Below are 13,350 nucleotides of genomic sequence, written 5' to 3' on the forward strand. Positions count from 1 at the left end.
GGGGTTCACTGCCGAATTCCTGACCATTCGGCATGTCGCGCCGCGGTTGAACAGATAAAGCGAACTACTCGATTACTTGTATCGCCGACCTCGTAGCCGTCCGGGTGGGAGGAGGTTACGGCACCATCCATCATTGCGATACCGACGGCACGCACGACGTCCGCAGACGAGAGCCCGGTCATCATGATTGAGCCACTATCTAGGGCCTCCGGTCGTTCTATGGAGTCACGCAGTGTGACCGCAGGGAATCCTAGGATAGAAGACTCTTCTGAGATCGTTCCCGAGTCGGATAGGACACACGCGGCCTCGAGCTGAAGTTTGTTGTAGTCATGAAAACCGAACGGCGCCATGAAATCGATGTCGGTCAGGTCATGGTTGTGGTTCAATGCCTCGAGCCGCTTTCTTGTGCGGGGATGCGTCGAAACGACAACCCGCTTCCCCCACTTATTGCGCACCGCAACTAGGCACTCTAGGAGCGCCAGTAGGCGCTGCGGTAGGTCGACGTTCTCCTCGCGGTGCGCACTCACCAGGAAGTACTCCCCCGCAGTGAGCTCGAGCTGGTCGAGCGCGTCTGAGGCATCGATCTGGTCACGGAAGGCGTCTAGCACCTCGCGCATTGGCGACCCAGTGACGAGAATGCGGCGGGGGTGCAGACCCTCGTTGAGCAGGTTACGACGGGCATGCTCGGTATAGGCCAAGTTGAAGTCGGCGACGTGGTCGACGAGGCGCCGGTTGGTCTCTTCCGGCACGTTCTCGTCGAAGCAGCGGTTGCCTGCCTCCATATGGTACGTGGGGATTCGCATGCGCTTCGCCATCACCGTTGCGATGCATGAGTTCGTATCGCCCAGAACAAGGAGCGCATCTGGCTTCTCGTCAACCAGTACATGCTCTGTGCCGACGAGCACGCCGCCCAGCACGCTGCCCAAGCTCGAGGTGTCGACCCCCATGTAGTGATCAGGAGCGCGGAGGCCGAGGTCGTCGAAGAATATCTGATTGAGCGAGTAGTCGTAGTTCTGCCCGGTGTGCACGAGCACGTGCTCGATCCCCGGCGTAACGTCTAGCCGCTTGATCACGGCCGCGAGTCGGATGATCTCCGGACGGGTGCCAACGACGGTCATGACCTTCATGCGGTTGTCTCCTGGGAGATCATCTCGGGGAACTGGTCTGGGTTGTCTATGTCGAGCAGTTGGTCCGCCCAGAACATGGTGATCAACTCGGTGTCCCCCACGTTACGGATGTTGTGGACCCACAGAGTGGGCATGTCGACGAAGGACGGCTTGTTCCCGCTGAGGCGGAACGTGACCACGTCGTCGTGCAGCAGACGGCGCAGCTGGATCTCGGCCTCACCCTGCACCACGAAGAATCGCTCCACCTTGTGCAGGTGGTAGTGCTCGCCCCGCTTCTGGCCGGGCAGCGTGGTCGACATGAACGCCATACCCGTCCCGCCGTGGGCGCGGACCGTCTCGAAGAGATCGCCGCGGTTGTCCGAGTGCACTTGGGGCGATACCGGCCACATGTCGGGGAACGCCGCCGCCCGATATGTGTTGAAGAGGTTGCGACGCATGGGTGTCGAAATGTCGGGCACCTCGCCGCGAGTCCCGTACAGCTCGTGGGTCTCGGTGAGGAACCGCAGCACGTCGCTGATCGCGATCGGCTCGCCGTTCACGACCGTGCGCGTGTCCGTACCGAGAGCATCGATCAGGACTGCGGCCGCATCCTGGGCGTGCAGGAGCGGGATCTCACGGTCACCGGTGACGGTGGGCGTGCGTCCGGCCGCCACCTCATGGGCGAAGGTCGAGACGAACGAGTTGTAGCCCGGGCGGCCGTGTTCACCGAACAGGTTAGGCAGCAGCAAGTCCGCGAACGTTCCGCCCACCTCGGCCACGAGGGCTCTCAATACCTCAGCCGCACGAGCCTTACCGCGACCATACGGGTTCTCGAGGTCCGCCTGCACCGAGTTCGCGTATACGAGCTCGACGGGTCCGTCGTTGGCTCGAATAGCGAGTGCCAAGGTTTCGGCCAGCGCGACGTTACCTTCCTCGACGGCTTCGTCGGACTCCGCACGGTTTATCCCAGCGATGTGGATGATCTGCGAAACCCCGGCGAGCCGCGCAGCCAGGCGCTCCGAGCTGGCGAAGTCATCCCGCCCCAAGCGCACCGGCTCCACCCCTTGAAGCGCGCGCAAACGGCACGAGGTGTGCCACCCGAGAAACCCGAAGCCTCCGGTAATTGCGATGGTCACGCGAGTTCCTTCCAACGTTCGGGGCCTAGTGGCGCCGTCCAGCGTCCCGCTAGCCAGCCAGGCTTTTGGTCCTGCCCGAGCCACAACATCTCTGCGCGGCGCGCAATCCCAGCCGCCTTGGACGAGCGCCTACCGACAAAGAAGAGGATCTTCAAGAATGCAAACGCGACCGCCATCGGCAACGACCTGGGCGCGCGTCCCCCGAGCAGGCATAGAAGCGAGGCGGTGGTCAATCCCTCCCACGGCTGGATGACGACGGAAGGCGGCGTTTCACGGGTCAGCGCCACATAAGTGACCGCGTCAGCCACATTCTCGACGAGCACCTGGGGAGTTGGGCGCATACCGGAGCCGGCGACAGTTGAGAGCGGACTTGAAGCGATCTTGGACAGTTGCCGGGTAACGCGGCGTTCAGCACCTTGGACAGAAGTCGGTCGGAACAGGACGGACGTCGGCCGAACCACGTGTGCGACTTGCTCACCCAAAGCCTTGGCGGTCGAGTAATCGCTAAAAGGGGAGTACTCCGCAGATTCATCGAGCACTGGACGCCGTCCCTGCACCGCAGCAGAGCTCACGTGGATCACTCGCGCTTCCTCGGGCGCCGCAAGAGCGACGACACCCGGGAGCAGTGCATCCGCTCCGAACACTGCGTCACCCGCGCCGGTGGCGTCCGCTATTCCCGCGGCATTGATCACGACGTCACAGGTTCCTAGTGAGGCGGTTAATCTGCGAACTACCGACCGGATCTCTGGGGACTCCAGCTCGGCGCGAATGCCCGGAAGGCTGCGAGCTTTCGTGGTCAACCGAGGGGCCGGAACAGAAACCACGTCCGCACCCCGGGCTGACATGGCCTGTGCCACATGGCGACCAATGAACCCAGTGGCACCAATCACCGCCACGCAAGTCATGAGCCAACCCTGGCGGCAGACCGGAGCACTTCTTCCAGGCGCGCCGACCCAGCCTGGGCAGAGAGCGTCGCCACGTAGGCGTGGCGAGCCGCGCTCCTCCATTCCGCTTGCTGTTCAACCGATGCGTCAGCCACTCTCACGAATGCCTCGGCCAAGGCCGCGGAGGACTCGGGTTCAACCACTGGTCCGCACTGTGCGTCAGCTACCAGCGCTGCGGCGTCGCCGGCAACGGCACACACGATCGGCGAGCCACAAGCCATTGCAGCTTGAATCTTGCTCGGAATCGTTCCGCGAAAGAGTGGCAGGTCCCTCAGCGAGACCAGTTGAGCCGCGGCTTCAGCCATCAGCTCCGGCATCTCGTCCATCGGGCGGCTGCCGAGGAAGAGCACACGCTCGGTGACACCGACCTGCTGCGCCAGCTTCTCAAGTGCGCGCCGGGCGACGCCTTCACCGACGACCGCAAGACCAATGTCCGGCCTGTCGACCAGCATGCCGACTGCCCGGACAGCGTGATCGAGCGCCTGGAGATCGCCGATGCCGCCTGCGTACATGATCCAGGTGCGGTCGGGTGGCAAGTGTCGGGGACGGTTGCGGTCGGCCGGCTTGAACACGTCTTCATCGACCCAGTTGGGCACCGAGATCGGACACACTCGACTGCCCCGGTCTGCAAGGGTTGCTGCCATGGTCGGGCTGATAGCCACGACTCCCGCTGCGTCCCGGTACAGCTTGCGCATGGCACGATGGATGCCGCGTTCGACCATCCCATTGACCCGCGCGTTGCGGATGAACCCGCTGGCGGTCACGGTCTCGGGCCACAAGTCCTGCACGTACAAGACGTAGGGGGTGCCCTCCACCCGCTTCAATGCCCACGATGCGAGGCCGACCGTTGCTGGGGTCAGGTAGGTCAGGACGACGTCAGACCCACGAAGCCATCCCACCTGTGTCGTTGCTGACGCAGCGAAACTGGTGAGAGTCAGGGCACGACGGATCGCGTTCTGGTCATGACTCGGGACGTCCGGAACACGCAGTAGCTCGACTCCGCCGCGGGTCTCCCGCATGCGGCCCTTCATCGTGTACCCCGAGTGCACTTTGCCGTCCGGATAACTAGGGAAGCCAGTGAGCACTCGCACTTCGTGTCCCCGAGAATGCAGAGCCTCGGCGATCGCAGTTGGGTGGGCCGCCGATCCGCGTTCGGGCTCGTACCACTGACTGATCATTCCGATCTTCACGAGGCGACCTCATCGGTCGATGGCATGACCTCCCTGTCGTAGACGGTTGCGGTGTAAATGCCCGATGCCGTCTCGATGGCGCATCCGGTCTCTGCGGGCCCAGGGGTTCCCTCCCAGATCCGGAGGGTCTCGTTCGACGTCAGTCGGATGAACGCGCCGGGATACGGTCGGGTCAGCGCCCGGACGTGCCGGTCGATGTCGTCCGCGCTCATACTGCTCGGATGCAGTTCGCCGTCTGCGGGGGTCCTCCCGGGCCACTCGGTCGCCTGTGAGTCGTCTTGAGGAAGCATGGCGACGGTGCCATCTGCAACCCCCGGAAAGGTCTCCCGGACGAGGGTTCTGTGTGCCGCGATGACCTTGTCGTACAGGGTGCTTGATGTTTCGTTTGCAGCGATTGGCACGCGCACCTGCCCAAGGATGGGCCCCGTGTCGACTCCCTCATCGAGCCTGAACATCGTCACGCCAGTCTCATCAAGGCCCTTGATGATCGCCCATGGGATGGACGCACGCCCGCGCCCCTCCGGCAACAGAGTCGGGTGGATGCCGAGGACGCCCTGTGTGGGCACGGCCAATAACTCCTTCTTGGCTATTTGGCTCCACCCGATGACGTACAGCCAATCAAGTTCCGCATTGCGGACCTGCGCGACAGCGTCCGCATCGTTCATGTTGCGGAATTTGTACAGCGGGACGTCATGCGCTTCTGCGAAGTCGTCGAGGTAGATGCGACCTGACTTGTTGGGAGCCATGTCGTCGTGCAACGTTCCAAGGTAGACGAGCTCCGCGCCCAGCGAGGCTAGTTCTTCAAGGCAGCTCTCTCCGAGACGGACGCAGGTGATGAAACCGATTCGCACAGCTATGTTCCTCAGTAGGTCGGAGGGGGCTTGAAGAGGTAGCCCACGGTGGAGGCGATGATCTTGAGGTCGTTCAGCAACGTGACACGTTCGGCGTACTGGTTGTCGTAAGCAGCCTTTGCTGCTTCGGTCATGCCGTCATATGCGCGGATCTGGGCCAGCCCAGTCAGGCCGGGGCGCGCGTCGTGCGCAGCGCCTCGGGCGCGGTCACTGATCAGAGTTGTCTGAGACGGCAAGGCAGGCCTTGGACCAACGACCGACATCTCGCCGCGCAGGATGTTGAATAGCTGGGGTAGCTCATCCACGTTGAGCCGCCGGATGATTCTCCCGACCTTCGTGACGGTAGCCGCGCCCATACCTGCAGAGGGCGCCACCTTGGTCCCGGTGGGCATGCTTCGAAACTTCAGCACTGTGAACGTGCGCCCGCTCTGCCCCACTCGTCGCTGACGGTAGACGATCGGAGCGCCATCCTCGAACCGAATAGCCGACGCAGTGAGCAGCAACACCGGGCTGAGCGCGATGGTCGCGATTCCCGAGAGGAGCAGGTCAACCAGACGCTTGCCGAAGGACGCGTACATCAGCGGATCACCTGGCCGAGGTCCAGGTAGGCCGTCTGGAACGCCTCAGCGTGCTGCAATCCCGCCGCCGCTCCTCTGACTGCGGCGAGCCCGGCGAGGCCCTCCGGACTTCTCGGATGGGGGTACGGCCGCATCACGTCTCGGTATGCAGCGAGCGCCTGCGTCTTGGCGTCCAGGCCGTCGAGACCGATTTCGAAGAATGTGTCTGGAGCGAAGGCGTCTCCACCACGGTATGCCCAGTCGGTCGCCGAAAGGATCTCCATGTAGTGGAGGCTTTTCAGCGGTGGCACCTTGGCGCCGCGCTGGCCGAGGCGCGCAGCGGCCTGGGTGGCCGCCGAGACCTGACGATGGTCGTCGTTGAGGTCGCCTGGATGCGATGTCAAGATTCGCGTTGCTTGGGTCGCGACGATCGCGTGCTCGACGAAACGCACAAGTTCGAGGTGCGGAACGGTGTTCATCTGGATATTCGGAAAGTCGCCCACGATGGGTTCCTCGAGCCCAAGGATCTCGATAGCCCGACGCATGTCGTCCGCGAGCGCCGTGTCCTCTGGGCGGTGGTTTCGCGCGGTCACCTGTCCACACAGGATCGCGAGGCGAACAGTCACGCCGCGCTGGGCGAGACGATAGGCCGTGCCGCCACACCCGAGCACGTCGTCGTCAGGATGCGCAACAACGATCAGAACACTGTCATTCGTCATGAGGTCTCTTCCGAGGTGGGGCAGCGAATCGGGAACGTGTCGATTCAAGCCAGGAGCTTGCGGAAGGCAGGCAGGCCCATCAGGAGCCTGACGACACCGTCTTCGTCCAGTCGCTCGGTGTTGTGGGAGTGATAGTCGTCCATCTCCGACTCTCGCTTGTCGCCCTCGTCGAAGTACTCGCCGTAGTTGAGGTTGCGGGCGTCGACCGACACGCGGAAGTAGTCCCCTTGATCCTCAGCACGTGCAAGTTCCTCACGCGTCGCCAACGTCTCGTAGAGCTTCTCGCCATGTCGGGTGCCGATCACCTTGATGTCGGGCTCGACTCCCAGTGCCTGTCCGACTGCCCTGGCCAACACATCGATCGTGGCAGCGGGTGCCTTACGGATGAAGAGGTCCCCGGGCCGCGCCATGCCAAAAGCGTGCTCGACGAGCAGGACCGCGTCGTCAAGAGACATCAGGAAGCGGGTCATGTGCGGATCGGTGACGGTGAGCGGACGCTCCGCGCGGATCTGCTCTGCGAACAGCGGAATGACCGAACCACGCGACATCATCACGTTGCCGTAGCGCACCGTGGAGACCACAGTATTCGCCGTCGGATTGTTGCGGGCGAAGGCCTGCGCGACCTTCTCCATCATCGCCTTCGACATCCCCATCGCGTTGACCGGGTACGCCGCCTTGTCGGTACCGAGGCACACCACCGACTTCACGTCGTTGGCATTGCTTGCCTCGATGACGTTCGCGCTTCCGATGATGTTGGTCCGGACTGCCTCCATCGGGAAGAACTCGCAGCTCGGGACCTGCTTGAGCGCTGCCGCATGGAAGACATAGTCAACGCCCCGGGTGGCTCGGTCCACGCTGTCGAAGTCCCGTACGTCACCGATGTAGAAGCGCACGCGGTCGTCGTCGAGGGAGCGACGCATGTTGTCCTGCTTGAGCTCATCCCGGCTCAGGACTCGCACCTCTTCGATGCCTGCATCCAACAAACGACGGACCATGGTGGACCCAAACGAGCCCGTCCCTCCCGTCACCAGGACGGTGGACTGAGGATCGACATTCGTCGACACGTAGACGTGCTCCATTCAAGTGGTGGGTGGGGTTGATGCGGGATCGATGCTCGCACGCGCGAGCATCGGAGGAATTAGTGGCTGCTCAGGGCCGCGACGGGATCTGGCAGGCGCACCCAGTCCTCGAAGGCTTGTCGCATGCCGAGGTGGGTTCCATCAAGGTCGTAGGACCTCACGACTTCGGACGACAGCGGCGACACGTGAGCGTGGGAGATGAGGGGGTGCCTGGAGCGCTCGTCGCTCTCCGCGCCACCGAAGAGCTTCTCGTGGAGCTTCTCGCCTTCACGCAGTCCGGTGTAGACGATCTCGATGTCCTTGCCGGACATCTCGATCAACTGCTTCGCGACGTCGACGATCTTCACCGGGGTGCCCATGTCCAGGATCATCACCTCGCCGTCCTGTCCGATGGCGCCGGCCTGGATGACGAGCTGCACTGCTTCCTCGACGGTCATGAAGTAGCGGGTGATGTCAGGGTGCACGACCGTGACGGGCCCGCCCGCCGCGATCTGGGCGGTGAAGGTGTGGAGCACCGACCCGCGGGAACCGAGGACGTTTCCGAAGCGCACGCTGATGTAGGAGCCCTCGGCCTGGCGCGCCGTGGCCGCGGTGAGCCGTTCGGCGATGCGCTTGGAGTAACCGAGCACGCTCTTGGGGTCGGCGGCCTTGTCGGTCGAGATGTTGACGAAGGTCTCGACCCCGACCTCGGCGGCGACGCGCAGGACGTTGGCGGTCCCGAGCACGTTGGTCTTCATCGCCTCGTGGGGGTACTGCTCGAGCATGGGCAGGTGCTTGAGCGCTGCCGCGTGGAAGACGACCTCGGGACGCCGGTCCTGGAAGATCTGGCGGAGTGCGGCCTCGTCGCGGATGTCGTTGAGGACGACGTCCCCGCTGTCGAGCAGGGCGCGTCCGTGGATGGAGAGCTGCACCGAGTGCAGGGCCGACTCGTCGCGGTCGAGCATGATGAGCTCTTCGGGGCCGAACTTGACGAGCTGACGGCACAGCTCGGAGCCGATGGACCCACCGGCGCCCGTGACCAGCACCCGCTTGCCGTTGACGTAGCCGGAGATCGCCGTCAGGTCGGTCTCGATCGCGGCCCTGCCCAGGATGTCGCGCATGTTGACGTCGCGCACGTCGCGGACGTCCACCGTCGACTTGTTGGAGAAGGTCTCCGAGTAGGACGGAAGAACCTTCACTGCCACGCCGAGCTCTCGCGCGGTGTCGGCGATCGGCTTGATGAGCTCCTTGGACGCACTCGGAATAGCCACCACGACCGCCGTGGCGCCCGCCTGTTTCACGACGCGCTCCAGGTCCGCCAGCGTGCCCAGAACCGGGATGCCGAAGTGGCGCCGCTGACGCTTCCAGCGGTCGTCGTCGAGGAACCCGACCGGGACGAAGCCGGCCTCGGGGTGGCGGAGCATCGAGTTGACCAACCGGCTTCCCGTCGCGCCTGCGCCGACCACGATGGTGCGCGTGCCCTGGTCCGGGCGGGTCACGAAGACGTGGTCGCTTCGGTAGCGCCACACGGCACGTCCGGTGACCATGAAGAACATGCCGAGGAACGTCGCGGAAAGGGGCACGCTGCGAGCGATCCACAGCGGATCTGAGAGGGCCACTGCGAGCATCACGACCAGGCCTGCCGAGGCGGTGGCCAGGCTGAGCGCGATGGTCTCCTCGATCGTCGCCACGCCGACCCGGCCGAGGTAGACGCGCCACACCAACCCGCTGAGCCACTGGAGCCCGACTGCGCACGCGATGATGGCGGCGACGTGGTCGACGGCGGCGTTCTGACCGCTGCCGTCGTACCTGAAGGCAATGGCGATGAGGTAGGCGAGGACAAGCACGACCGCGTCGTAGGTCATCAGAGCCGCAGTGCGGCGCGCACGCATGTGCCGCTGCAGGTGATCCCTGAGCACGAGTTTCCCCCCGATTGATTACTGGACTAGTCCAAGGATCGGCGTCAGGGAGGACTTGTCGCAAAAGAACGCCCTCATTTGAGACGTATCTTTACTCACACGTGGACTTTCCCACCCCAATGGGTGCGGGCGGTCCATGCTCGTTGGATCATCACCGCGCCTACTGCTCCGATGAGGCTCCCGGCCGTGTTGGCGACGATGTCGACGTACTGGGCGGAGCGCAGAGGGAGCCACAGTGCCTGGACGACCTCCACGGCCACGGAGCCGACGAATCCGTAGACGACCCAGTTGGCCCACGGGTGCCTCGGGAAGGTCAGGGCCGCCAGCAGCGGAAGCGGCGCAAACATCGCGGCGTTGAGGACGAACTCCGCACGCGATCCGGTCGTCAGCGCGCCAGGAGCCCCAGCTAGGTCGAGGACGTGCGCGAACCGACCAACCACCGAGATCGCAAGCGACGCATCCGTCTGCCCAAGCACGAAAGCCAGTAACCCGACGTAGGCGACGAGCGCTCCAGCTGCGGCTCGTCGGAATCGGTCAGGCACGACGACATGCTCCCATCCGCGTTGCATCGTGTCGGGCAATCTGCGCACCACAGGCCTGCGTTCGCCTATCCTCGCGGGGTGTCCGAGCCGGAGGTGACGCGTATCTGCGTCGAAGCGCTCGGTGTCGTGATCCCCCTCGACGTGCGGGGTCCCGACCTTGCCTCCGCCGTCGGGCAAGCATGGCAGGACTGCCGCACCACGTCGCCACCGGACCAGACGGCCATCAGCGTCGCCGTGGATGGGCCGGCCGACGCCGACGTGTCGGGCCTCGACATCGCGGAGGTGCTCCACCGGCTCTCCCCCGCCGTGACACATGCGGCTATCGCCGCGCGTGCGGGCGAGCTCGTCATGCTGCACGCGGCCGGTCTGGCGGACCCTGACACTGGCGCCACCGCCATCCTGGTCGCGCCGTCCGGCACGGGAAAGACAACCGCAGCCAGGACGCTTGGGACCCACTTCGCCTACCTGACCGACGAGACTGCGGGAATCGATCGCGACGGCACGATGATTCCGTACGCGAAGCCCCTGTCGATCATCCGGACCGGACACGTGAAGGACCAGGTCGCACCCTCGGAACTCGGGTTGCGGACGGTCGAGCGCCCCTGCCATGTCGCTGGACTGTTCATCGTCTCCCGCGACGCGCAGCACGGCGCCGAGCCTGCCGTCGCCCCTCTCGAGACGATCGATGCGCTCGCGGCAATGGCTCCCGAGGCATCCTTTCTCGGGCAGCTAGACCACCCGCTGCATCGACTGGCTGACGTCGTCCACCGCGTGGGGGGAGCGCACCGCGTCACCTACTCGGAGGCCCACACGCTCGAGCCGATGGTCCGAAGCCTCCTCGAGAAGGCTGCGAGATGAGGATCAGTCACGGGGACCTGCGCGACGTCTACGTCGAGGACGGCCGGGCAGCGGTCTTCGTCCATGACCAGGTGGTCGTGCTGTCGGAGATCGCGACGCGCATCCTGACGAGCGTACCGACCGGTGGCAGCACAGACCTCGACGCGATCACCCGCCATGTGGTCGCGGACTTCGGCTCGCCAGAGCCGCCACTCGACGCCCGCGACCTGACGATGCAGCATGTGCTCGACCTGGTGGCGCACGGGGTGCTGGCTGACGACTCGCCGGTCGAGTCCGAGCCATTCACCGACGCCAGCGTCAGCGCGCTGCGTGACGCTCTGCATCACGTGATCTCCGGCAATCGCTCCGTGTGGCGCCTACCTCCTGAGGTGTCTGGTCAGCAGTTCGTCGCGGCCGCCGATCGACACCGAGTGTCTCCGACGGTGGCTGCTGCGCTCCCGGTCCTGGACCTGCCGGCGGCCTCCGCCGCGAGGCTCACCGCGAAGGCGCTCCAGGAGACGGCCACCGTCGAGAAGCTCGCGGTCGAGCTGGCGGAGATCGTCACCGCGTTGGAGCAGTCAGGTGTGCGCGTGCTCGTCTTCAAGGGCCTGGCACTGGCCGTGCAGGCGCACCACGACGTCGCCGCGCGGGGGACGGGAGACCACGACCTGTTGGTCCCGCCCGACGATCTGGAACGTGCCTGCGCCGTGCTCGCCGCCCAAGGCTGGGTCGCGGCGGGAGGGTTCTCCCGTCCCGGGGACTCGTGGGCCTGGAGGAGGCTCGTACGCGACTACTACGAGCTCCCGCTCGTCGGCGGCATCGGAAGCATCGACCTCCACTGGCACCTCGGCCCCGTACGCCACGCGTTTCCAGACTTCGACGTCCTGTGGTCGCGACGAGCGACCGTGTCCGTCGGTTGGCACGACGTGTCAACGCTCGCGCCGTACGACGCCCTGGCGCACTCCGCCACGCACACCGCCAAGGACCACTGGCGATGGCTCCGGGGTCTGCTCGACGTCCGCCTGCTCATGGACGATCCCTTGGTCTGGCGGTCCGCGGACCGCCCGCTCCGCCAGGACCAGCTCCTCAGCGTGGGCCTTGCCGAGCGGATCTTCGGCTCACCCGCCGGCGCCCCGCCCATAATCCATGAGGCCGCGCATATTGCCGGCGAGGTGTGGAACCACGCCGTCGAACGGCAGCACGGTCCTTCTCACGTGAACGTCGCCACCCGGGTTCCAGGCGCAGGACTCTACGGCGCCCTTGTGGCCCTGAGGCGGGCCGGCGCGGAGGCCGACGATCTGCTCCGCCAGCTGTCTCTCTCACTCCTCCCGCTCGACGCTGCAGCAGGACTCGACACGCCGTCCGCCTGGCAAGCCGTGCCACGGGTCCTGGCCCACAGGAGCGCGGAGATCATGCGATTGTCCAGTAGCGCTGCACGACGTTCGCTACAACGAGGCGGCTGAACAAGGCGACCCAGTCGCGACGGAAAGGTGACGTCCGCGGGCGTCAGGCCTTGGTGAAGACGACTGCCTGTTGAATCGTGGCGGCAGTCATCTTGACGGTGACGACCTGACTGGCGTCAGTGTTGCCGACTCCCGACAGCTGGGCATGCCACTGACCGCCGGTCAGAACGGCGACCGCTGAGCCGATCTGTACCGACCTGATCGTCCCGCTGCACGTGATCTTGGCGTAGTAGTTCGACCCGTTGCGCGTGCCGGTGATGGTGTCGCACGTGGACGCTGCGTAGGCCGGTGCGGCCACCGCGATGGAGACCGCCGGCGCGGTCCACGCTGCGGCGCGCAGGACGGTACGGCGGGTGGGGGCAACGCGGGACTGCGAGCTCACGGCGATTCCTTCGAGGCGGTGGGTGGGACCCGAGGCCACGAAGTAGACCGCCGCGAGAGGGTGTGAAAAGCCCGTGTGGAGCGCCCGTGCACGCCCCGCAACTGACCTGTTCACGCCGCGTGAATGAGCGGTCTGGCCCACCACGCCAAGCCGTTACCGTGCAGTAGTTGAACTGACCCGCAGCCTCGCCTGCGAGGCACAGCCCGTTCCTATTTGCAGGGAAGGAACTTGACGGAGCCGGTCCAGGTCTGGCCGTCGACAAAGGTGATGGTGACCGGCAGGAAGGCCTCGGAGTCCGGCTGGCCGTACACGACCCATTGATCGCCGACGAGCTTGGCCGTGGACCCGCCGATGGTCACGGCGAGGACCTCGACGTTCGGGCCGCAACCGGGTGACAGGAAGTAGTCCTTCGTGTCCGCCCCTTGGCCCGGCGCCTTGCACCCGGTGGGCTTGCACTCGATCACGTTGGAGGCGGCCGCGAAGGCCGGCGCGGCCACGGCGATGGAGACCGCCGGCGCGGTCCAGGCCGCGGCGCGCAGGACGGTACGTCGTGTTGGAGCTGCAGGATGATGAGTCACAGCCAAGTCCCCCCGGACCAGTCGATGATCGGATCCCGAGGGCACCGAGTAGACCGCCGATGAGGGCC

At 65.2% G+C, this 13,350-nt stretch carries 14 protein-coding genes; 2 read left to right on the forward strand and 12 right to left on the reverse strand.

Features of this window, described 5'->3' with window-relative positions:
* Positions 1-5: 5 nt before the first annotated feature.
* The 10 genes from wecB to DAI17_RS20995 form a co-directional block, all read right to left on the reverse strand.
* Positions 6-1,127, reverse strand: a complete 1,122-nt coding sequence (gene wecB, locus DAI17_RS12630; RefSeq protein ID WP_107773485.1) for a non-hydrolyzing UDP-N-acetylglucosamine 2-epimerase — start codon at positions 1,125-1,127, stop codon at positions 6-8.
* Positions 1,124-2,242, reverse strand: coding sequence for a polysaccharide biosynthesis C-terminal domain-containing protein (locus DAI17_RS12635; protein ID WP_107773487.1), 1,119 nt, complete (start codon positions 2,240-2,242; stop codon positions 1,124-1,126). Before DAI17_RS12635 ends, wecB begins: the two co-directional genes overlap by 4 nt.
* A complete protein-coding gene (locus tag DAI17_RS12640) occupies positions 2,239-3,249 on the reverse strand; it encodes an NAD-dependent epimerase/dehydratase family protein (RefSeq protein ID WP_107773489.1) in 1,011 nt (336 codons plus the stop codon). The genes DAI17_RS12635 and DAI17_RS12640 overlap by 4 nt, the downstream gene beginning before the upstream one ends.
* Complete coding sequence (locus tag DAI17_RS12645) at positions 3,144-4,376, reverse strand: glycosyltransferase family 4 protein (protein WP_107773491.1); 1,233 nt, start codon at positions 4,374-4,376, stop codon at positions 3,144-3,146. Before DAI17_RS12645 ends, DAI17_RS12640 begins: the two co-directional genes overlap by 106 nt.
* Positions 4,373-5,227, reverse strand: coding sequence for a formyltransferase family protein (locus DAI17_RS12650; RefSeq protein ID WP_107773494.1), 855 nt, complete (start codon positions 5,225-5,227; stop codon positions 4,373-4,375). The genes DAI17_RS12645 and DAI17_RS12650 overlap by 4 nt, the downstream gene beginning before the upstream one ends.
* Positions 5,228-5,238: 11 nt before the next feature.
* Positions 5,239-5,805, reverse strand: a complete 567-nt coding sequence (locus DAI17_RS12655) for a sugar transferase (RefSeq protein ID WP_107773496.1) — start codon at positions 5,803-5,805, stop codon at positions 5,239-5,241.
* Positions 5,805-6,503 (reverse strand): PIG-L deacetylase family protein, encoded by a 699-nt coding sequence (locus DAI17_RS12660; protein ID WP_107773498.1) that lies wholly within the window; start codon positions 6,501-6,503, stop codon positions 5,805-5,807. The genes DAI17_RS12655 and DAI17_RS12660 overlap by 1 nt, the downstream gene beginning before the upstream one ends.
* Positions 6,504-6,547: 44 nt before the next feature.
* A complete protein-coding gene (locus DAI17_RS12665; RefSeq protein WP_107773500.1) occupies positions 6,548-7,582 on the reverse strand; it encodes a polysaccharide biosynthesis protein in 1,035 nt (344 codons plus the stop codon).
* A 59-nt stretch (positions 7,583-7,641) separates the two neighbouring features.
* The gene (locus DAI17_RS12670; protein WP_234412482.1) at positions 7,642-9,426 is read right to left on the reverse strand and encodes a polysaccharide biosynthesis protein; all 1,785 of its coding nucleotides are present in this window, start codon (positions 9,424-9,426) and stop codon (positions 7,642-7,644) included.
* 149 nt (positions 9,427-9,575) lie between these two features.
* Positions 9,576-10,022: a VanZ family protein gene (locus tag DAI17_RS20995; RefSeq protein ID WP_159081517.1), complete on the reverse strand. Its 447-nt coding sequence runs from the start codon at positions 10,020-10,022 to the stop codon at positions 9,576-9,578.
* Between the two features lie 78 nt (positions 10,023-10,100).
* Between DAI17_RS20995 and DAI17_RS21000 the strand changes: the two genes are divergently transcribed.
* Both DAI17_RS21000 and DAI17_RS12685 read left to right on the forward strand, forming a co-directional pair.
* Complete coding sequence (locus DAI17_RS21000; RefSeq protein WP_159081518.1) at positions 10,101-10,880, forward strand: hypothetical protein; 780 nt, start codon at positions 10,101-10,103, stop codon at positions 10,878-10,880.
* Between the two features lie 77 nt (positions 10,881-10,957).
* A complete protein-coding gene (locus tag DAI17_RS12685; protein WP_159081519.1) occupies positions 10,958-12,322 on the forward strand; it encodes a nucleotidyltransferase domain-containing protein in 1,365 nt (454 codons plus the stop codon).
* Positions 12,323-12,365: 43 nt separating this feature from the next.
* On the opposite strand, the gene DAI17_RS12690 is transcribed toward DAI17_RS12685, so the two are convergent.
* Positions 12,366-12,704 carry a hypothetical protein gene (locus DAI17_RS12690; RefSeq protein WP_107773510.1) on the reverse strand — a complete coding sequence of 113 codons (339 nt, stop codon included), beginning with the start codon at positions 12,702-12,704 and terminating at the stop codon, positions 12,366-12,368.
* Between the two features lie 209 nt (positions 12,705-12,913).
* Positions 12,914-13,282 carry a hypothetical protein gene (locus DAI17_RS12695; protein ID WP_159081520.1) on the reverse strand — a complete coding sequence of 123 codons (369 nt, stop codon included), beginning with the start codon at positions 13,280-13,282 and terminating at the stop codon, positions 12,914-12,916.
* Between the last annotated feature and the right edge of the window lie 68 nt (positions 13,283-13,350).

The sequence above is a fragment of the Nocardioides sediminis genome (assembly GCF_003047295.1).
Classification (GTDB): domain Bacteria; phylum Actinomycetota; class Actinomycetes; order Propionibacteriales; family Nocardioidaceae; genus Nocardioides; species Nocardioides sediminis.